The organism is Streptomyces sp. T12 (assembly GCF_028736035.1).
Lineage (GTDB): Bacteria > Actinomycetota > Actinomycetes > Streptomycetales > Streptomycetaceae > Streptomyces.
This window is the reverse complement of the sequence record NZ_CP117866.1, coordinates 2,994,508-3,013,516: the sequence shown is the minus strand read 5'-3', so window position 1 is coordinate 3,013,516 and position 19,009 is coordinate 2,994,508. Positions and strand designations below refer to the sequence as shown.

The 19,009-nt window shown below is 72.1% G+C and carries 17 protein-coding genes and 1 tRNA gene; 7 read left to right on the top strand and 11 right to left on the bottom strand.

Annotation, left to right across the window (positions count from 1 at the left end; all coding sequences use genetic code 11):
* Positions 1-105 precede the first annotated feature (105 nt).
* From PBV52_RS13425 to PBV52_RS13415, 3 genes are read left to right on the top strand one after another with little or no spacing between them, the layout of a single operon-like run.
* The gene (locus PBV52_RS13425; protein ID WP_274238579.1) at positions 106-1,290 is read left to right on the top strand and encodes an HpcH/HpaI aldolase/citrate lyase family protein; all 1,185 of its coding nucleotides are present in this window, start codon (positions 106-108) and stop codon (positions 1,288-1,290) included.
* A gap of 54 nt (positions 1,291-1,344) precedes the next feature.
* Complete coding sequence (locus PBV52_RS13420) at positions 1,345-4,026, top strand: phosphoribosyltransferase (RefSeq protein WP_274238578.1); 2,682 nt, start codon at positions 1,345-1,347, stop codon at positions 4,024-4,026.
* Positions 4,026-4,841: an HAD family hydrolase gene (locus tag PBV52_RS13415; RefSeq protein WP_274238577.1), complete on the top strand. Its 816-nt coding sequence runs from the start codon at positions 4,026-4,028 to the stop codon at positions 4,839-4,841. Before PBV52_RS13420 ends, PBV52_RS13415 begins: the two co-directional genes overlap by 1 nt.
* Positions 4,842-4,946: 105 nt before the next feature.
* Here PBV52_RS13415 and PBV52_RS13410 read toward each other — a convergent pair whose 3' ends face one another.
* The 3 genes from PBV52_RS13410 to PBV52_RS13400 form a co-directional block, all read right to left on the bottom strand.
* Complete coding sequence (locus PBV52_RS13410) at positions 4,947-5,162, bottom strand: zinc ribbon domain-containing protein (protein ID WP_274238576.1); 216 nt, start codon at positions 5,160-5,162, stop codon at positions 4,947-4,949.
* 18 nt (positions 5,163-5,180) lie between these two features.
* Positions 5,181-6,611 carry a hypothetical protein gene (locus PBV52_RS13405; protein ID WP_274238575.1) on the bottom strand — a complete coding sequence of 477 codons (1,431 nt, stop codon included), beginning with the start codon at positions 6,609-6,611 and terminating at the stop codon, positions 5,181-5,183.
* Between the two features lie 73 nt (positions 6,612-6,684).
* Entirely contained in the window at positions 6,685-7,458 is a 774-nt protein-coding gene (locus PBV52_RS13400) for a DUF4097 family beta strand repeat-containing protein (protein ID WP_274238574.1), read from the bottom strand.
* A 216-nt stretch (positions 7,459-7,674) separates the two neighbouring features.
* Here PBV52_RS13400 and PBV52_RS13395 point away from each other — a divergent pair.
* A tRNA-Val gene (locus tag PBV52_RS13395) sits at positions 7,675-7,746 on the top strand.
* A 61-nt stretch (positions 7,747-7,807) separates the two neighbouring features.
* Here PBV52_RS13395 and PBV52_RS13390 read toward each other — a convergent pair.
* Together PBV52_RS13390 and PBV52_RS13385 are read right to left on the bottom strand one after the other, a co-directional pair.
* A complete protein-coding gene (locus PBV52_RS13390; protein ID WP_274238573.1) occupies positions 7,808-8,152 on the bottom strand; it encodes a hypothetical protein in 345 nt (114 codons plus the stop codon).
* Between the two features lie 108 nt (positions 8,153-8,260).
* A complete protein-coding gene (locus PBV52_RS13385; RefSeq protein WP_274238572.1) occupies positions 8,261-9,166 on the bottom strand; it encodes a ketopantoate reductase family protein in 906 nt (301 codons plus the stop codon).
* A gap of 89 nt (positions 9,167-9,255) precedes the next feature.
* Here PBV52_RS13385 and PBV52_RS13380 point away from each other — a divergent pair, with 89 nt between their 5' ends.
* Positions 9,256-9,489: a DUF2277 domain-containing protein gene (locus tag PBV52_RS13380; protein ID WP_274238571.1), complete on the top strand. Its 234-nt coding sequence runs from the start codon at positions 9,256-9,258 to the stop codon at positions 9,487-9,489.
* Positions 9,490-10,048: 559 nt separating this feature from the next.
* Here the strand turns inward: PBV52_RS13380 and PBV52_RS13375 are convergent.
* The 5 genes from PBV52_RS13375 to PBV52_RS13355 all read right to left on the bottom strand — a co-directional run bounded on the left by PBV52_RS13375 (position 10,049) and on the right by PBV52_RS13355 (position 16,008).
* The gene (locus PBV52_RS13375; protein WP_274238570.1) at positions 10,049-10,669 is read right to left on the bottom strand and encodes a DedA family protein; all 621 of its coding nucleotides are present in this window, start codon (positions 10,667-10,669) and stop codon (positions 10,049-10,051) included.
* 249 nt (positions 10,670-10,918) lie between these two features.
* Complete coding sequence (locus PBV52_RS13370; protein WP_274238569.1) at positions 10,919-11,356, bottom strand: DoxX family protein; 438 nt, start codon at positions 11,354-11,356, stop codon at positions 10,919-10,921.
* Positions 11,357-11,446: 90 nt separating this feature from the next.
* Positions 11,447-13,378: an FAD/NAD(P)-binding protein gene (locus PBV52_RS13365; RefSeq protein WP_274238568.1), complete on the bottom strand. Its 1,932-nt coding sequence runs from the start codon at positions 13,376-13,378 to the stop codon at positions 11,447-11,449.
* A gap of 174 nt (positions 13,379-13,552) precedes the next feature.
* Positions 13,553-15,277, bottom strand: a complete 1,725-nt coding sequence (locus tag PBV52_RS13360; protein ID WP_274238567.1) for an alkaline phosphatase D family protein — start codon at positions 15,275-15,277, stop codon at positions 13,553-13,555.
* An 86-nt stretch (positions 15,278-15,363) separates the two neighbouring features.
* On the bottom strand, positions 15,364-16,008 hold the full coding sequence (locus tag PBV52_RS13355) for an HNH endonuclease family protein (protein WP_274238566.1): 645 nt from the start codon (positions 16,006-16,008) through the stop codon (positions 15,364-15,366).
* Positions 16,009-16,392: 384 nt separating this feature from the next.
* Between PBV52_RS13355 and PBV52_RS13350 the strand changes: the two genes are divergently transcribed.
* Both PBV52_RS13350 and PBV52_RS13345 read left to right on the top strand, forming a co-directional pair.
* Positions 16,393-16,974 carry a TMEM165/GDT1 family protein gene (locus PBV52_RS13350; protein WP_274238565.1) on the top strand — a complete coding sequence of 194 codons (582 nt, stop codon included), beginning with the start codon at positions 16,393-16,395 and terminating at the stop codon, positions 16,972-16,974.
* A 258-nt stretch (positions 16,975-17,232) separates the two neighbouring features.
* Positions 17,233-17,910 carry an HAD family hydrolase gene (locus PBV52_RS13345; protein WP_274249373.1) on the top strand — a complete coding sequence of 226 codons (678 nt, stop codon included), beginning with the start codon at positions 17,233-17,235 and terminating at the stop codon, positions 17,908-17,910.
* A 169-nt stretch (positions 17,911-18,079) separates the two neighbouring features.
* Here the strand turns inward: PBV52_RS13345 and PBV52_RS13340 are convergent, their stop codons facing one another.
* Complete coding sequence (locus PBV52_RS13340) at positions 18,080-18,982, bottom strand: peptidoglycan-binding protein (RefSeq protein WP_274238564.1); 903 nt, start codon at positions 18,980-18,982, stop codon at positions 18,080-18,082.
* Positions 18,983-19,009 lie beyond the last annotated feature (27 nt).

Below are 19,009 nucleotides of genomic sequence, written 5' to 3'. Positions count from 1 at the left end.
AGAAATTCATGCCCTGCGGGAACCCCTGACATGGGTATCTACGTACTATTACCGGCCACCTGTGAACAGGTCACGGGGGCCAATGAGACGCCACGGGGGAGCTCTATGCGTCATTTCGGGCACATCGCCCCGGAGGTGCGGCAGCGCCTCTTCCACCAGGAGCCGTGCGAGTTCTCCGCGGACTCCTCGGCACGGCTGCTCTCCGCGGCCCTGGGCGCCACGCTCTACAGTCCGGCCACGCGGCCGCGGCTCGCCGAGGACATCGTCAAGCAGACCGGGCGCGGCGTGGTCTCGATGGTGCTGTGCCTGGAGGACTCGATCGGCGACGAGGACGTGGCGGAGGGCGAGGAGAACCTCGTCCGGCAGTTCACCGACCTCGCGGAGCGGGAGAGTGCGCAAGGGAAGAGCGCGGCGGATCTGCCGCTGCTCTTCATCCGGGTCCGTGCGCCCGAGCAGATCCCCGATCTCGTACGGCGGCTCGGTCCCGCCGTCCGGCTGCTGTCCGGATTCGTACTGCCGAAGTTCACCGAAGAGCCCGGCATGCCCTTCCTCGAGGCCCTCGCGAGCGCCGAGGCGCAGAGCGGGCGGCGGCTCTTCGCCATGCCGGTGCTGGAGTCGCCCGAGCTGATGTACCGGGAGTCGCGCGTGGAGACCCTGGAGGGCATCCTGCGCGCGGTCGACAAGTACCGGGACCGGGTGCTGGCGCTGCGGCTCGGGGTGACCGACTTCTGCTCGTCGTACGGGCTGCGCCGGGCCCCGGACATGACCGCGTACGACGTCCAGATCGTAGCCTCCGTGATCGCCGACGTGGTGAACATGCTGGGCAGAGCCGACGGCACCGGCTTCACGGTGACCGGGCCGGTGTGGGAGTACTTCCGGGTGCAGGAACGTATGTTCAAGCCGCAGCTGCGCCGCAGCCCCTTCCTGGAGGGCCAGGCCGAGGAGCTGCGCGAGGCCCTGATCGAGCACGCCATGGACGGCCTGCTGCGCGAGATCACGCTGGACCACGCCAACGGCCTCCTCGGCAAGACCTGCATCCACCCCTCCCACGTGCTGCCGGTGCACGCGCTGTCCGTGGTCAGTCACGAGGAGTTCAGCGACGCCAAGGACATCCTGCGGCCCGAACGCGGCGGCGGGGGTGTACTCAGGTCGCAGTACACCAACAAGATGAATGAGGTGAAGCCGCATCGCGCCTGGGCCGAGCGGACCATGCTGCGGGCCGAGGTGTTCGGTGTGGCCAACGAGGACATCGGCTTCGTGGAGCTGCTTGCCGCCGGTATCCCGGCCTGACCGGGCCGACCGGCTTCTCCATCCAGCCGACCGGCTTCTATATCCAAGGGACGCATGAACAACGCAGTGAACAACGGGGTCTGGTCCGGGAGCTGGGTCGCCGAGCGGCTCGGAGTCCAGCTCGAGGGCGACGACGAGCTCACTCAGATGCTGGGGCTCGCCCTGCGCCGCAACCCCAAGCGGGCGCATCTGCTCGTCTCCCACGTGCTCGGCAAGCACGTACCGCAGTCGCCGTCCGTGGTGTACGGGGCCGGCTTCGCCCTCGGCCGCCGAGTACGGGATCTTCTGGGCGCCGACGAGGCCGCCAGGGCGGTCGTCCTCGGCTACGCGGAGACGGCGACGGGGCTCGGTCACTCCGTCGCCGACGGCATCGGCCTCGCCCCCTACCTGCACTCCACCCGCCGCCCGGTCGCCGGGGTCGCCCGGGCGGGCGGCTTCGAGGAGTCCCACTCGCACGCCACGTCCCATCTGCTGCTCCCGGAGGACCCGGCCCTGCTGGTCGGCGACGGGCCGCTGGTCCTGGTCGACGACGAGTTCTCGACGGGGAACACGGTGCTGAACACCGTGCGCGATCTTCATCAGCGGTATCCGCGGCGGCGGTACGTGGTGGTTGCTCTGGTCGACATGCGGTCGGCGGAGGATGCCGGGCGGCTGGAGGAGTTCGCGCGGGAGATCGGCGCGCGGGTGGATCTGGTGGCGGCGGCTTCGGGGACCGTACGGCTGCCGGAAGGGGTGCTGGAGAAGGGGCAGGAGTTGGTGGCGCGGTACGAGGCGGAGAGCTCCGCGGGTAGTGCCGCGATGGGTGGTCGGTCGTCCGCGGGTCCGTCGGGGCTGGTCGCGCAGTTCCCCGCGCCCCTTGAGGGCGTTGTCGGGGCCGCCTGCCAGGAGTCGACGCCCACTTCCGCGCGGAGCCTTGAAGCCGACGGCCCGACCACCCCCCCAGGGGCGCGGGGCTGTGCTGAATCTGCGGCTACCGCCGCGTGGGCGCGACCAGCCCCCGCCGGCCCGCACCCGGCAGACGAGCGCACCCACCCCCACCCCACCCGCATAGACCTGTGCTGGCCCCCCGGCCTCCCCGACGGCGGCCGCCACGGGTTCACGCCGGCGCAGCGCACCCGCCTCGAAGGCGCCCTCCCGGCCATGGCCGCCCGCCTCGCAGAGGCACTGCCCGCCGACGCCCGGCGCGTGCACGTACTCGGGTTCGAGGAGCTGATGTACGCGCCGCTGCGGCTCGCCCGTGAGCTGGAGCAGGTCGCTGAGGGCGTGGAGGTGCGGTACTCGACCACGACCCGCTCACCCGTCCTCGCCGTCGACGACCCCGGTTACGCGATACGCACCCGCCTCGTCTTCCCGGCCCACGACGACCCCGCCGACGGCCCCGGCGAGCGCTACGCCTACAACGTCGCGGGCGCCGGCTTCGACGCCGTCATAGCCGTCGTCGACTCGGTGGCCGACACCCCCGAACTGCACGCGCCCGAGGGACTGTTGGCGCAGCTGGCCGCCCACACCCCGCACGTCCTGCTCGCGGTGGTGCCGTCGTACGTCCCCGGCCCCCTGGCCATTCCCGAAAGGCACCCGATGCTGCCCGAGCCCCTCCGCGGCCCCGCCTTCTCCTCGTACGCCCCCGAGGAGGTCGGCTGGCTGCTGCAGGACCTCTCGGACGTGACGCTGGAGGCGCCGACCGAGGAAAGGGAAGAGGCGATTCAGAGCGGGGGCGCCCACTACGCCGAGTCGCTGCCCGTGGAGTACCAGCCCAGCGAGCAGTACCAGGCGCTGTTCCACACGGCCCTGGAGGAGTCGGCGGCGCGGCTGGCGCAGGCGGCCGGAGCGGTCACCGAGATCGTGCTGGCGGAGCGTTCACCGCGGCCGGTGCTCGTCTCGCTCGCCCGCGCCGGCACCCCCGTGGGCGTACTCATGCGCCGCTGGGCGCAGTTCCGGCACGGCCTCGAACTGCCGCACTACGCCGTCTCGATCGTGCGCGGCCGCGGCATCGACGCCAACGCGCTGCGCTGGCTGGCCGCGCACCACGACCCGCGTGACGTCGTCTTCGTCGACGGCTGGACCGGCAAGGGCGCCATCACCCGTGAACTGACGGCGGCGATACGGGAGTTCGAGGCGTCCGACGGCATCACCGGCTTCGACCCGGAGATCGCCGTACTGGCCGACCCGGGCTCCTGCGTGCGGACGTACGGCACCCGCGACGACTATCTCATCCCGTCCGCGTGCCTCAACTCGACCGTCTCCGGCCTGATTTCGCGTACCGTCCTGCGCGCCGACCTGGTCGGCCCGCACGACTACCACGGCGCGAAGTTCTACCGCGAACTCGCCGGCGCCGACGTCTCCGTGGCCTTCCTGGACGCCGTCTCCGCCCGCTTCCCGGAGGTCGTGGACGCCGTCGACGCGACGGTCAAGGAGCTGCTCTCCGGCGACCGCGCGCCGACCTGGGAGGGCTGGGCGGCCGTCGAGCGCATCAGCGAGGAGTACGGCATCCACGACGTGAACCTCGTCAAGCCGGGCGTCGGCGAGACCACGCGGGTGCTGCTGCGCCGGGTGCCCTGGAAGATCCTGGCGCGGGCCGGAGCCGGCGCCGACCTGGACCACGTACGTCTGCTGGCCGAACAGAGAGGGGTACCGGTGGAAGAGGTGGCCGAACTGCCGTACACCTGCGTGGGGTTGATCCACCCCAAGTACACGCGGGGCGCGACGGGTGCCGACGGCAAGGCGGTGAACCTCTGATGCCGGTGCTGGTGGCGAGCGACCTCGACCGTACGCTCATCTACTCCGCGGCGGCCCTCGCGCTGACCATGCCGGACGCGCGGGCGCCGAGGCTGCTGTGCGTGGAGGTGCACGAGAGCAAGCCGCTGTCGTACATGACCGAGACGTCGGCCCAGCTGCTGACCGACCTCGGCGACGCGGCGGTCTTCGTGCCGACGACGACCCGGACCCGCAAGCAGTACCAGCGCATCAACCTGCCGGGCCCCCCGCCGAAGTACGCGATCTGCGCCAACGGCGGCCATCTGCTGGTCGACGGCGTCTCCGACCCCGACTGGAACGTGCACGTCATGGCCCGTCTGGCCGAGCAGTGCGCGCCGCTCGCGGAGGTGCAGGACCACCTGATGGCGTCGGCGTCCCCCGCGTGGGTGCGCAAGCACCGGATCGCCGAGGACCTCTTCGCCTACCTGGTCGTCGAGCGTGAGCTGCTGCCCGAGGAGTGGGTGAAGGAGCTCGCGGTGTGGGCGGAGAACCGGGGCTGGACGGTGTCCTTGCAGGGCCGCAAGATCTACGCGGTGCCGAAGCCGCTGACCAAGAGCGCCGCCATGCACGAGGTCGCCCGGCGCACGGGTGCGGAGCTGACGCTGGCGGCCGGTGACTCCCTCCTGGACGCCGATCTTCTCCTCGCCGCCGACCGGGGCTGGCGCCCGGGCCACGGCGAACTGGCCGACACCGACTTCACCGCCCCGGCGATCAGTGCGTTGCCGGAGCGGGGGGTGCTGGCGGGGGAGCGGATCCTGCGGGAGTTCTTGAAGGCAACCCGCACGACAGCGCCCTAAGGGGCGCGCAGCGCCTCAAGGGGGCGCGGGGCTGTGTCGTATGCGGCTCCGCCGCGTGGGCGCGACAAGCCCCCACGCACCCGCAGAGAGCAACGCACGCACTACCTAGCGGCAACACCCTCCACCACAACACCCGCCTCCGCCCGACTTCGGCGCGGGGGCGGGAGCCGAGGCGGTGCCGCCGACGGCCACCGTCGACAGAAGCTTCACGGTGTCGTCATGCCCGGCCGGGCAGCTCGCCGGGGCGGACGACTGCGCCATCGGACGGCTCAGTTCAAACGTGTCGCCGCAGCTGCGGCAGCGGTACTCATAGCGAGGCATGCGCACAGGTTAGCCCGGTCAGTGACCGCCGCCGCGCTCCTCGCGGATCCGCGCGACCACCCCGGCCACCGCCTGCCGCACCGCCCCCGTCTCGGTCAGGAAGTGCCAGTAGTCCGGGTGGCGGCCCTCCAGCGTGCCGATCGCCCGCTCCAGCCGGGCGACGGAGTCGTCCAGCGGACGCGCGTGCCGCGGATCGGGCGTGTTGCGGCCCGCCATGGCCAGCCGCTGGGCGTCCCGGATCGCGAAGCGGGTCCGGTCGATCTCCTGCTGCGGGTCCTTCTGCACGGCGTTCAGCCGGCGCAGCCGGTCACCGGCCGCGGACACCGACTCGTCGGTGGAGTTCAGCAGCGCCCGGACCGTCGACAGCAGCGCGGTGGCGTCCGGCCAGCGCTGCTCGTCGCGCGCGGCCTGCGCCTCCTTCAGCTTCAGCTCGGCCTGCCGTACGTTCTCCCCGGCCCGGTCCGGCACGCTCTGCAGGTCCTGCCAGCAGGCCGCCGTGAACCGCCGCCGCAACTCGCTCAGCACCGGCTCGACCTGCCCGGCACGGGTGGTCAGCGCCTGCGCGCGCGTCCGCAGCGACACGAGCCGGTGATCGATCTCGGCGGCCTTCTCCGGCAGCCGCTCGGCCTCCACCCGGACCGCTTCCGCCTCCCGCGCGACCCGCTCGGCACGCTCCAGCGTCTGCGGGACGCCATGCTGTCCGGCGCCCTGGTTCAGCTTGGTCAGCTCCGGGGCGAGGGCCGCGAGCCGGGCGGCGAGATCGTCCGCCCTCAGCCCCGATCCCCGTACGGCATCCAGCGCGTTCGAGGCGGCGAGCAGGCCCTGCCGGGCGCGCTCGACCGAGGGGGCGAGCCGGGCCAGCTGGGTCTCGGCCTTGCCGAGCAGCGGCCCGAGCCCGTCCGCGAACCGGTCCAGCTCCTGCTTGACGCGCCCCAGCTCGTCCTTGGCCTGCGTCAGCTCCGTACGGGCGCGGGCGGCGGCCGAGGCCTCCAGGTCGTCGCGGTCGAGGTCGTGGGCGTCGACGGCCTGGATGTACTGGTGACTGGCCTCGTCGATACGCCGCCCGAGCGCCTCGAAGTCGGTGAGCGCCCGGCGGGCGGCGGGCGAGTCGTCGACGGCCGCGATCGTCTCGATCGAGATCCGCAGATCCCGCTGAGCGGTGTCCAGCTCGTAGAACGCGGCCGCCGCCGCGTCCTTCGCGGCCTGCGCCTCGGCCCGCTGACTCTCCGCCCGCCCACCGAACCAGCGCCGCGTACCACCACCGGCGAAGGCGGCCGGCAGGGCGAGAACGGCGACAAGGGGGAAGGCGCAGACCAGGGTGAGGGTGTCGCGCAGAGCGCGGCGCGAGCCGCGCGGAACCTGACGTACGGGCTGCGGGACGCCCCGCGCGGGATGTCCATGCGCGCCCGGCGCTGACGGCGAGTTCGGCTGCGGAGGTGTCGCCGTCACATCCCTCTCCCGTGCTGTCATTCACCCTGCCCGGTTCATTCTCCCACCGGTTTAGGACGAACACACGGGCCGGTTAGTTCGCGGTTCGCACCGTGACTTTTCCATCGCCGCTACGGGCGGAGACCACATGGGAGCTGGCGTCGTCCCGGGGCACGGACACATCCACCGAGCCGTCACCGGTCTCGGTCGACACGCGGTACGTCGCCCGGGGCAGCTCGATCGTCACCGAGCCGTCGCCGCTGCGGGTCTCCACCAGGTCCGGCACGGTGCCGAGTTCGAGCCGCACCGAGCCGTCCCCGGTCCGCGCCCTCACCTGGCGCGAGGAGACGTCGGAGACGTGCATGGAGCCGTCGCCGGTCTTCAGGTCCAGCGGACCGCTGGAGTCGGTGACCCGCACGGACCCGTCCCCCGTACGAATGCTCAACGCATCCTGGAACCCGCGCGCCCGCACGCTCCCGTCCCCGTCCTCGACCTTCACGGTGACCCCGCGCGGCACCTCGATCCGGTGCTTGGCCGAGCAGTTGGCGATCATGCCCGAGCACTTCTCCCGCAGCACCAGCCGGTCGTCCTCCATCGCCCAGGTCACCTTGGGATCCGAGCCGATCGCGACCGACCCCTGGAACCACCGCGTGACCTCGACCGTGCCGGCCTTGTTCCCGTCGGCGGCGACGATCTCCAACGCCGAGTCGTCGGAGTCGATGGTCAGGGTCTTCCCCTCCAGCGCGAAGGACCGGTGCTCGGGATCCTTGTCATCCCCGGCGGAGGCCCCGCATGCGGTGACCCCGGCAAGGAGCACCACGGCGGCCCCGGCGACGGCGGCGGCGCGGGCGGGAACGGTACGGGCCATGACGATCTCCCCCTGAGACTCTCCTGGGACCGGGCTTCGCGGCCCAGGATTACGACGGTGCTTCGACCGTACGGACCCCGAGCCCGCCGCGGGATCCGGGCCGCTCCCGGATCCGTGGTGGGGATAACCCCAGGTTGTCCCCGGACTTCCCGGACAGTCCGCGATACGGGTTTGCGGGACATGGCCCCTGGCAAGGTAGGCTGTCGACTCGTTCTCGGGTGCGTAGCTCAGGGGTAGAGCGCCTGCCTTACAAGCAGGATGTCGGCGGTTCGAAACCGTCCGCGCCCACAGCGACAGAGGGCCCCCGCCGTTCGCGGCCGGGGCCCTCTGCGTTTCAGTTCTCTTCCTCTCAGTTCTCTTCCTCCGCCGGCGTCTCGTGGGCGTGCTTCAGCTTTGTGCGGGCGTCCACACGTTCCGGCCCGGTGAGGTCCGACCAGAAGCGGTGGCCGCTGACGAACACCGCGAGCTCGTGCTCGCGGTGTCGGAGCTTCTCGACCTCGGCCTGCTCGTCCTCCGTCCAGCCGGGGGAGGCGGGGCGCTCGACCTTGCGCCAGCCGTTGTCGTCGCTGAACGCGTCCAGGGGTACGACCGACCACGGGAGCCGCTTCAGCAGGGCCGACAGCTCGGCCCGGACCTGATGCAGCTCCTCCTGGCCGGCGAGGAGGTCACTCGGAAAGTCATAGGGCGTAGCCACGGCCCAATGCTACGCCTGTTCGATTTTGGGTTGCGAGTTTCTTCGGGTGGTTCATGCGAACGAGTGTGTGAGTCGATGATCGGTAGGCCGGGCCGTCGCGAGCTTCGGCTAGTGGCCGGCGCTCCTCAACTCCTGTACCAGGCGGGTCGCTACCGGTGCGGGCACCCCATGTCGCTCCGCCGCGCGCAGCAACGCGCCGCCGATGGCGTCCAGTTCGAGGGGGCGGCCTGTCTCGGCGTCGCGTTGCATCGAGGACTTGGTGGCGGGTGGGAAGGCGTCGTAGCGGGCGAGGGCCTGGGCCGGGTCGGCGGGGCCGCCGCAGGCGCGGCTGACGGCTGCCGTTTCCTCGACGAGGGACGTCAACTCCTCGCGGTGGAGCGTGCGTACGTCGCCGAGGGGGAGGGCGTGGCGGGTGGTGAGCAGGGCGAACGGGGCCAGGAAGGACATCTTCGCCCAGAGCGTCGCCGTCTCGTCGTCGAGGACGCGGGTGGTGGGGCCGGCCGCGTCGAGGGCCTGGGCGAGGGCGTCGAGGCGGCCGCGGGGGACCGGGTCGCCGGTGAGGTCGATCTCGGCGAAGGGGCTGGCGTGCTCGATCGTCCCCGGGGCGACGCGAGTCGACTCGGCGCGGATGACGGCCGGCGCGACGCGGTCGGGGCGGTAGCGGGTGCGGAGGGTCTGCGGGTGTTCCACGCCGTTCAGGAAGGGGACGATCAGGGCGTCGCCCAGCGCGGTGGGCGGGACGCGGGTCAGGGCCGCGTCGAGGGCGGTGGCCTTGACCGCGATCAGGCAGGCGTCGACCGGTTCACGGAGCTCGGTGTCCGTCTCGACGTCGGCCGTGAAGTCCCCGAACAGGCCGCTGCGGACGTGGATTCCGGTCGTACGCAGGGTCTTGGCCGTGTCGTCGCCGGCCAGGCAGATCACCCGGTGGCCGGCCCTGGACAGCAGCGCGGCGAGCAGGCCGCCTATGCCGCCCGGGCCCAGTACCGCCACGGTGAGTCGATCGTTCGCCGTCATGCGAGTCCTCTCGTCGGTCGGCCCCGGTGTGGTGGCCGCCTCGACGTGATCATGGCAGACAGACCCCTCCCGGGGGGAGACTGTCAGGCATGTGCCGCAGCATCAAGACGCTTCGTCCGCCCGCGTTGCCCGAAGAGGCGACGGAGGAAGAGATCCGGGCCGCCGCCCTGCAGTACGTGCGCAAGGTCTCCGGGTTCCGGGCTCCCGCCGCCCACAACCGGGAAGTCTTCGACCGTGCCGTCGATCTGATCGCGGAGGCCACGGCCGACCTGCTCGACGGGCTGGAGGTGCGGGGCGCCGCACCGGCGCGCAAGGCCGGGTAGCACCCGGGACGCGTGCCGGACGGGACGGGTAGCGCCGGGACGGGCGCGCCGCGCAGGACAGGTGGCGGAGCCCGCGGGTGGCTGCGCCGGTTTCCGGCGCATCATGTACGTCGCCCCCTGTCCCCGCCGCGAACAGTGCTGTGACCGATACTCCCGTTGCCAGCCAGGCGGTAGGCGGCCGGGGTGACGGCACCGGGCGGGAGCGGTGCGGGGCGGGACAGGTGCCGGGCGGGAGCGGTGCCGGGCAGGACAGGTGGCGGAGCCCGCGGGTGGCTGCGCCGGTTTCCGGCGCATCATGTACGTCGCCCCCTGTCCCCGCCGCGAACAGTGCTGTGACCGACACCCCCGTTGCCAGCCACGCGGTAGGCGGCCGGGTGACGGCGCTGGGCGGGACGGGTGGCGGAGGTCGCGGGTGGCTGCGCCGGTTTCCGGCGCATCATGTACGTCGCCCCCTGTCCCCGCCGCGAACAGTGCTGTGACCGACACCCCCGTTGCCAGCCACGCGGTAGGCGGCCGGGTGACGGCGCTGGGCGGGACGGGTGGCGGAGGTCGCGGGTGGCTACGCCGGTTTCCGGCGCATCACGTACGTCGCGCCTGCCCCCGCCGCGAACAGTGCTGCGACCGATACTCCCGTTGCCAGCCAGGTCGCGCCCAGCCATTGGGCGCCGAAATAGCCGAGGGCCACGCTGTAGGTGGCCCAGGTGATGCCTGCCAGGGCGGACCAGGGGAGGAAGTCGCGCGGGCTGCGGTGTGTGGCGCCGGCGCCCAGGGAGACCACCGAGCGGCCGGCGGGGGCGAAGCGGGCCAGGACCACCAGGGCGCCGCCGCCCCGGGCCAGGGCCGTGCCGAGACGTTCCTGCGCCGACGTCAGGCGGCGGGAGCGGGCGATGGCGCGGTCCAGTCGGGCGCCGCCGCGCCAGGCGAGACGGTAGGCGACGAGGTCGCCCAGGACGGAGGCCGTCGCGGCGCAGAGCGTCAGGGCCAGGATGTCCGGGACGTCGCCGGGGACCTGACCGGTCGCGGCTCCCGAGCCCGCGGCCGCCGCCGTCGCCGCCGTGATCACCAGAACGCCGCTGGGCAGGACCGGGACGAACACGTCCAACAGGACTGACAGTGCGACCACTACGTAGATCCATGGGCTCGCTGTCAGCAAACCCACGTCCCCGAGACCCTCGAACACCGCAACTCCCCGTTTACCCCCGTGGCCAGACCGTGCCGCGACGTCGTGGGGGAGCGGCAGGGGCGGCCTATGACAGCCATACAGCGTACGCCGGGGGCGTGACAGGAGATTCATCGGGGGCTCGTGTGTTCGGCACAGCATGTTCACTCGGCTGCCCTGCCCCACGGGGCAAAGGGAACGGCGCCCGCACCCGCGTGAGCCGCGCGGATACGGGCGCCGTCGTCCGGGCCGGGGCCGGGGCCCGAGCCGTCAGGCCGCCACCGGTGTCTGGTCGGCCGCCGTCCTGCTCTGCGCCCCGGAACGCTTGGCGAACAGCCGGTCCAGGCCGAACGCGCCGGAGCCGGTGAAGATCAGCAGGAACATGGCCCAGCAGTACATGGCGGCGCCTTCGCCGCTGTTCTCGATGGGCCACAGGGCCTGGGGCTGGTGGACCTTGAAGTACGCGTACGCCATGGCGCCGGAGGAGATGAAGGCCGCGGCGCGGGTGCCGAGGCCGAGCAGGACCAGGCTGCCGCCGACGAGTTCGATCACGGCGGCGTACCAGGCGGGCCAGGTGCCGGCTTCGGCGGTCTGGCCTCCGAAGGTACCGAAGAGCGAGTTGGCGCCGTGGCAGGCGAAGAGCAGGCCGACGACTATGCGGAACAGGCCGATGGCGTAAGGCTGGGCGCTGTTAAGGCGTCCGGTCATGGGGGGACTCCCTCGGTCTGACGTCTACCGGTCCCTGGGGAGGAGCGGTGTGGGGACGGATACTGATCGGTAGCCCCACGTTAGGTAGCCCTAATCAATACTTGCAAGTTCAACATTCGGCCAACACTCCGCCTCGGAATCCTCATCCGCCCCGGAAGTAACCGCACGTAGCGCCGCCCTCGCCACCGCATCCGCGTCCGAAAGCGTGACCGAATCCACACCTGGCCGCGCCCCGGCCGCCGTCACCCAGTGCACACCCTCCGTGGGCACGCCGAACGCGAACCGCCTCGCGTGCGCCTGACCCCGACGGTCGATCAGACGGTACGGCCGCTGTGTCACGTCCAGCCCGCCCGTTTCGTAGCCGTCGACGAGGTGCGGTCGGCACTGTCCGGTCTTCAGCAGCCGGGCCAGCAGGTCGTCGGCGGTGCGGCGCAGGTCGGGTTCCGGCAGACGGGCCTCGACGAGGGTCGTCGCCCGGACCATCGAGCCCGGCACCTCGGGCGAGTGCGCCACCCAGGCCCCGTCCTCCTCCCGCACCTCCAGCCGGGGCCCGAGCACCTCCACCACGCCCGCCTCCATCAGGGCCATCAGCTCCTCCACGCGGCGCCGGGGCGGGCCGATGGACAGGAAAGCGTTGAGCGGGGTGTACCAGCGGTCCAGGTGGTCCCGGCGCGAGGTGCCGGTGAGGCCGCCGTGGTCGACGATCAGCCGCAGCTCGTTGCGCAGGTCGCGCAGCACGTCGAGGGCCGACTTCAGCGGGCCCTGCACATTGCCCCGGGCGGCCTGTGCGGCGTCCTCGCGCAGATACGCCAGCAGCCACTCGCGCCACCGCACGGGATCCGCGACGTCGGACCCCGTGTAGGGGCGGGAGACCCGGTCCCAGCTCCAGCGCTCGCGCTCCGGGATCCCGAACTCCTCCAGCAGGAGCGCCTCCTGGGGGTCGCGGTGGGCGACGGCGAGGAAGCGGCCGACGAACTCCGGCCGCCGTGTCCCCGGTATCAGCGCCGTGTAGTACACCGTCTCCACCTCCTTCGCCACCAACGGCCATATCTCCGCGAGGAAGTCCGGCGCCTCGCCCGAGTCCGCGCGCTTGCGGAAGCCGGCGATCACCTCGGGCGTCAGGACGAGCGGGAGATGGCGGCCGTACGGCCCCTTCGCGTTGTCGCCGCGCGCCTGGTACGGGATGCCGCGGCGCGAACCGGCGTACAGACGCGGCTCGTTGCCGGACGGGACGTAGCGCAGGCCGCCCCGGCCGTCCTCGACGCGGACGAAGCGGCCGCCGCGGCCGGTGGTCAACAGGGCCATGTGGTCGAAGAAGTTGAGACCCAGGCCGCGCAACAGCACCGGTTCGCCGGGGGATACGGGGGAGAGGTCGACGTCGGCCGGGTTGGCGGGCGCCACATAGCGCAGGCCGTGGCGTTCGGCGTACGCGGCGAGGTGGCGCTGGGGCGCGTCGGCGGCCGTCGGCAGATGTCCCTGTGCCAGGACCACGGCGGACAGGCCGGGCAGGGTGCGGCCGTCGTCGAGGGTGAGGAACTGGTGGCCGTCGGGCGCGTCGTCGAGCCGTACCGCACGGGCCGCGTACGTCTGGACGCGTATCGCCGGGGGCGCCTCGCGCACGACCTTCGCGAACACCCACTCCAGGTACCGGCCGTAGTGCGCGCGGGTCGGGTACTCGTCCGGGCCCAGCGCGCCGGCCGCCCAGTCGTAGAGGCTGGGGCCGGGCCGGACCGGGCCCGAGCAGTCCACGCTGTCGTCGGTGAACAGCGTGACCTGCGAGGACACCGTGTTCATCAGCAGCTCGGGCGACTGCGCGGTCCGCCACACGCGCCCGGGGCCGGGCGGGGCAGGGTCGATCACATGGACCGTGAGGTGTGTGCCGGGCGGGAGGAGTTCGGGAGCCGAGGCGCACAGGCGTTCCAGGACGCTGGTGCCGCGGGGGCCGGCGCCGACCAGGGCGACGGAGACCGTGGGGGAGTCCGCGGGGGAGTCCGGGGTCGGTGCGGAGGTTGGTGCAGACAAAAGGGTGACTCCCGGGCGTGGGGGGCGCAGTGGAGCGATCCGCCGGATGGAAGCGGACGGTCCGGCTCATCATGCCGTCGGGAGCGGGGCGAACCGAGCCCCGGGGTGAGCGAGTGTGGGATGCATCACGAGCATCACCTGACACAGCGGTGACAAGCAGGCGGAAGAGCCCGATTACGGGGCGAGTTCGGACTCCGCCACCGTCCGCAACCGCGCCCCCGCAGCCTCCGCAGCCCCCGCGCCCCCACCGGCACTCCCACCCGCCCCCGCACCCCGCCCCGCCCGTGCCTGCTCCAGCCGCAGCCGTGCCGAACGACCGCGCAGCGTCAGCGTCATGAGCTGGTTGCCGAACCAGGGCCCGCCCGTCCGGCGCCAGTCGATCGGCGGCCGTGGACAGCCCCCGTGTCCCGCGAACCACCGGCCGAGCACCCGGGCCGCCCCGCTCCAGCCGAAGCGGAAGCCGAGCCGGATCGCCAGGTGGATGGCGTTGTGGACGGGCGAGCAGGTCAGCTGGAAGACGCGGGCGTCCGGCCCCTTCCCCGCCGGCCAGGTCGGCTCGGCCACGTACGCGTGATGCACATCCCCCGACAGCACACACACCGTCGCCGGCGCCCCCGCCCCCGACCCGGCCTCGGCGATCAGCTCCGCCAGCGCGTCGAAGGACGACGGGAACGCCGCCCAGTGCTCCAGATCCGCCCGCCGCCGCAGATCCTCCCCGAACCGCGCCCAGCGCTCCCCGCGCTCGCCCCGGCACAGGGCCGCGTTCCACGCCTCGGCGTCGTGCACCAGATGCGGCAGCAGCCAGGGCAGGGAGGTGCCGATGAGGAGGTGGTCGTAGGAACCCCTCCCGTCGAGCGCCTGCTCGCGCAGCCACCGCGCCTCGCCCGGGTCGAGCATGGAGCGCGCGTCCTCGTCGAGCACCCGGGCCGCCCGCGTGTCCACCATCAGCAGCCGTACGCGGCCGAAGTCGCGCCGGTAGCTCCAGCGGACGGAGGACGGTTCGACGTCCGCCTCGCAGACGAAGGAGCGCAACAGGTCGGTGCCGTCGGGGGTTTCGCGTACGGCGGCGTAGAGCGGGTCGGCGGCCAGCTCGTCCGGCGACAGATTTCCGAGGTGCTGGTGCACCCAGTACGACATCAGCCCGCTCAGCAGCCGCTCCCGCCACCACGGGGTGGCCCGCATGTCGGCGAGCCAGGCGGCGGAGGTGTTCCAGTCGTCGATGACGTCGTGGTCGTCGAAGATCATGCAGCTGGGCACGGTGGAGAGCAGCCAGCGCACCTCGGGGTCGAGCCAGGACTCGTAGTAGAGGTGGGTGTACTCCTCGTAGTCCGCGACCTCGTCGCCCGGCGGCTCGCTCAGATCGCGGCGGGCGGCCAGCCACCGCCTGGTCGCCTTGGAGGTCTCGTCGGCGTACACCTGGTCGCCCAGCAGCACCAGTACGTCCGGCCGTTCGCCGTCGGGGTCGGCCGCGAGCCGGGCGGCCAGCGTGTCCAGGGCGTCCGGGCCGACCGGGTCCTTCTCACCGGCCGGCGGCGCGGCCCAGCGGCAGGAGCCGAAGGCGAGGCGGACGGGGTCGCCGATGGGGGCACCTCCCGCTCGAGCGAAGTCGAGAGTGGGGGAGGGGGTGCGGATGACGGAGTCCGGGAACGGGGAGCCGGGCAGCGGCCACACGCGCGTGCCGTCGAGGAGGACCTCGTACGGCGTCGTCGTCCCCGGGGTGAGGCCGGTCACCGGCACCAGGGCGTAGTGATGACCCGCGATCTGAAAGGTGCGCGCCTCGCCGCCGGAGCCGTCCGCGCCGCGCACCTCGGCGGCGCAGGGACGGCTCGCCTCGACCCAGACGGTCGCGGACGAGCCGTCGGCGTACCTCAGCAGTGGTCCCAGGCGCAGTTCGGCCACCTCATCGCCCTCCTCCGTCGCCCCGTACGGTACGGAACGACGGAGTTGAGCGGGGAGGTTCCGGGATCACAGTTTGCTGAACTCGGTCAGCAGCTCGCGAGGTAGTTCGTCAGCGCGCTCTTCTCGGCCGAGTCGACCGAGAGGTCGTAGTAGTACTTCACCTGGACCCAGGCGCGCACGTAGGTGCAGCGGTACGAGCTGACCGACGGCATCCAGGTGGCCGGGTCCTGGTCGCCCTTGGCCTGGTTGACGTTGTCGGTGACGGCGATCAGCTGCGGGCGGGTCAGGTCGTTGGCGAAGGCCTGGCGCCGGGAGGTGGTCCAGCCGGAGGCGCCGGAGTCCCAGGCCTCGGCCAGCGGGACGAGGTGGTCGATGTCGAGGTCGGAGGCGGCGGTCCAGGTGGCGCCGTCGTAGACGGAGTACCAGCTGCCGCTGGTGGCGGCGCAGGAGGAGTCCTGGACGACGTTCGTGCCGTCGCGCTTGAGGACGACCTCGCGGGTGTTGCAGGTGCCGGACTGGGTGATCCAGTGCGGGAAGAGGTCGCGGTCGTAGCCGGTGCGGTCCTCGGTGGCCACGGTGAGCGAGGCGAGGTAGGTGCGGGCGGTGGAGGCGCTGACGGGGGTGGGGAGCGCGGCGGAGGCGGTCGGGCCGTTGAAAAGCCCGACGGAGGCTATGACACCGGTCAGCGCCGCGAGTATGCTGACGCGTCGACGCGCGTAGAACTTCGACATTGCGAACTCCCTTGGGGGGTGGGGGTGTTGGCGAGCGAGCGATCGAATGCTCGCCACGCCGTGTTGCCGGGAGGTGTGCGTCCGGTTAGAAGTTAGTGACACGTACATGACATAACAAGGTTTATGGCGAAACGATCTCGTATCATGGTGTGCGCAGAAGGGGAGTAGCTCTTCGCCGGACCGTCGACATACTGCTCAGCTCGCCTGAGCCGGCGCCCGGAGGCGGACCTCGTTCATGAGGTCGGCCAGCGAGACCTTCGGCAAGCAGTGCACGCCCGTGTCGTACGGCACGGGCGATGAGTGTGCTGCCGTGCCGAGGTGTCGTAGCGCGATGATCGCAGTGACAGTGCTCTCGGTGGGGCAGCCCCGACCGATTGAGGAACCTTGATCAGCTTCACCGTGACGGCGGTCGTCTTCGGCGTCGTCTTCCTCGCCGAACTGCCCGACAAGACCGCGCTGGCCGGGCTCGTCCTCGGTACGCGCTATCGCGCCTCCTACGTCTTCGCCGGTGTCGCCACCGCGTTCGCGGTGCATGTGGCGCTGGCCGTGGCGGCCGGCAGCGTACTGACGCTGTTGCCGCAGCAGATCGTGCACGCGCTGACGGGTGTGCTGTTCCTGGGCGGCGCGGCGGTGCTGCTCATGAAGGGGGACGAGGACGAGGAGGAGGTCCGCAAGCCGGAGAACCAGTCCTTCTGGAAGGTGTCCGGGGCCGGGTTCATGCTCATCCTGGTCGCCGAGTTCGGGGATCTGACGCAGATCATGACGGCGAACCTCGCGGCGCGTTACGACGATCCGCTGTCGGTCGGGCTCGGTGCGGTGCTGGCGCTGTGGGCCGTGGCGGGGATCGGGATCGTCGGGGGGAAGGCGCTGATGCGTCGGGTACCGCTGCGGCTGATCACCAAGGTGGCGGCGCTGGTGATGCTGGGGCTCGGGGTGTGGAGCCTGTGGGAGGCGATCGCCGGGTGAGGTGGGGGTGGCCGGGGTGGTTGGGGTGGTCGGGGTGGCCGGGGTGTCCGGGGTGGCTGCGGGGGAGCGGCTGAGCCGGGGCTGAGCTGAACTGTTGGTGAACGGTTTCTGGAGGCGGTAGCGGGATCGGGCCTCGGTTTTGTACCGTTGGGGAACAAAGTGGCTCCCGCCCGTTTTCCCTGACCGGCGGGCGGGGCCACCTTGTCCCTCCCGGGGGCCACCGCTGTACCCCCGGTGCCCCTCGCCCTGGAGCTGCTGATGCCGGCCACCACCGTGCCCGCCACGCCCACTGTGCTCACCGCCCGTGCCCTCCTGCTCGACATGGACGGAACCCTCGTCAACTCCGACGCCGTCGTGGAACGGATCTGGCGTCGCTGGGCCGAGCGGCACGGGCTGGACGGGGACGAGGTGATGAAGGTCGTGCACGGGCGGCAGGGGTACGCCTCGATGGCGCTGTTGCTGCCCGACCGGCCGATGGAGCAGAACCACGCGGACAACGCGCGCATGCTCGCCGAGGAGACGGCGGATGTGGCGGGCGTGGTGCCGATTCCGGGGGCGCCGGAGTTTCTGGCCTCGCTGCGGGGGTTGCCGCATGCGCTCGTGACGTCGGCCGACGTTGCGCTGTCCACGGCGCGGATGGCTGCGGCCGGGCTGGAGCTGCCGGAGGTGCGGGTGACCGCGGAGTCGGTGGGCGCGAGCAAGCCCGACCCGGAGGGGTTCCTGAAGGGGGCTGCCGAGCTGGGGGTCGCGCCGGCGGACTGCGTCGTCTTCGAGGACTCGGCTGCCGGGATCGAGGCGGGGCGCTCCGCGGGGATGCGGGTGGTGGGGGTCGGGCCGCGGGCCGGGCTTCATGGGCCGGATGTGGTCGTGGCCGACCTGCGGCAGGTACGGGTCGAGGCTGCGGCGGGTGGGGAGATCCGGCTGTACGTCGGCTAGTGCCCCGGGCGTCGTAGGTGTGGGGTGGTTCGCCTGAGAGCTCGGGGCTTCGCGTTCATCGGCGGCTGCGGGTCGCGTGTGGCCGGTCGCGCAGTTCCCCGCGCCCCTTGGGCCGCTGCACTGCAGCCAACCAAGGGGCGCGGGGAACTGCGCGAGCAACCGAACAGCGTCACGGTTCCGTCGTCTCCGACTCCAGCTTCTCCCTCGTCGCCAGGTCGTACACCCCGTATTCCTCCGGCTGGACTCCCCGTGCCCACTGGTACCTGCTGACCGCGTCCTCGACGCCCTCGTTGTAGTTGCCGTCGGCCTTCCTCGTGTAGAGGCCGAGTTGAGTCAGGCGGAGTTCCAGTTCCGTGACCTCGGGGCCCCGGTCGCCGCGGCTGAGGGTGGGGGGTTCGGGTGCCAGGGCGGCGGCGGATTCCTCCTGGGAGTCCGTGGCTTCGGCTGTCGGCGGCGCCGTCGTGGGTTCGGTCGAGCGTGATGGTGTCGGGGACATGCTCGACCTCGACGGGGAGGGTGAGGGGGACGCGCTCTGCGTGGGCGACGGGGGCGCGGGCGGCGGTGCCGGTCGTGTCGACGTCAAGGTCGGTGCGGGCTCCTCGGAGGCCTCGCTCGTCGACGGGACCGGGACGCTCGCCCGTACGTCGTCCGGCAGTGCCGTGTCCCGTGACGGCGTCTCGTACGTGAACAGGCCGCTCGCCAAGCCGGCCGCCGCCAGCACGGCCACGAGCGCTCCGCCCACTCCCAGCAGGGCCGTACGCGTACGGCGGTGGCCGGCCCTCGCGCGCCGAGTCCTGTCCCTGTCGTCTTCCTCGTACACGGCCGTGTCCGGCTCGAACAGGCTCAGGTCCCGTGCGCTCGGTGTCGTCGCCGGTGGGGACAGGGGGGTGGGGAGCGTCGAGGTCGGATCGGTGGTGGGCGGGGCGGGCGTCGGTGCCGTCGGCGGTATCGCCCGTAAGGGCATCGTTTCGCCGTCGCCCTCCAGCTCCACGTACGGGCGTATCCGCAGGGGATCGAAGTCCTCCGCCGCGGCCGCCTCCGCCGTACGGGCATCGCGCAGGGCCTCTGACACGCGGGGCCCGCAGCCGCACGACGGGGT

Bases quoted from the DNA above. Each gene is read 5' to 3' on its own strand.
- PBV52_RS13400 (WP_274238574.1), bottom strand. From the start codon at position 7,458: ATGGCCCGTACCGTTCCCGCCCGCGCCGCCGCCGTCGCCGGGGCCGCC.
- PBV52_RS13420 (WP_274238578.1), top strand. From the start codon at position 1,345: ATGAACAACGCAGTGAACAACGGGGTCTGGTCCGGGAGCTGGGTCGCC.
- PBV52_RS13385 (WP_274238572.1), bottom strand. From the start codon at position 9,166: ATGACGGCGAACGATCGACTCACCGTGGCGGTACTGGGCCCGGGCGGC.
- PBV52_RS13415 (WP_274238577.1), top strand. From the start codon at position 4,026: ATGCCGGTGCTGGTGGCGAGCGACCTCGACCGTACGCTCATCTACTCC.
- PBV52_RS13355 (WP_274238566.1), bottom strand. From the start codon at position 16,008: ATGTCGAAGTTCTACGCGCGTCGACGCGTCAGCATACTCGCGGCGCTG.
- PBV52_RS13425 (WP_274238579.1), top strand. From the start codon at position 106: ATGCGTCATTTCGGGCACATCGCCCCGGAGGTGCGGCAGCGCCTCTTC.
- PBV52_RS13370 (WP_274238569.1), bottom strand. From the start codon at position 11,356: ATGACCGGACGCCTTAACAGCGCCCAGCCTTACGCCATCGGCCTGTTC.
- PBV52_RS13410 (WP_274238576.1), bottom strand. From the start codon at position 5,162: ATGCCTCGCTATGAGTACCGCTGCCGCAGCTGCGGCGACACGTTTGAA.
- PBV52_RS13380 (WP_274238571.1), top strand. From the start codon at position 9,256: ATGTGCCGCAGCATCAAGACGCTTCGTCCGCCCGCGTTGCCCGAAGAG.
- PBV52_RS13345 (WP_274249373.1), top strand. From the start codon at position 17,233: ATGCCGGCCACCACCGTGCCCGCCACGCCCACTGTGCTCACCGCCCGT.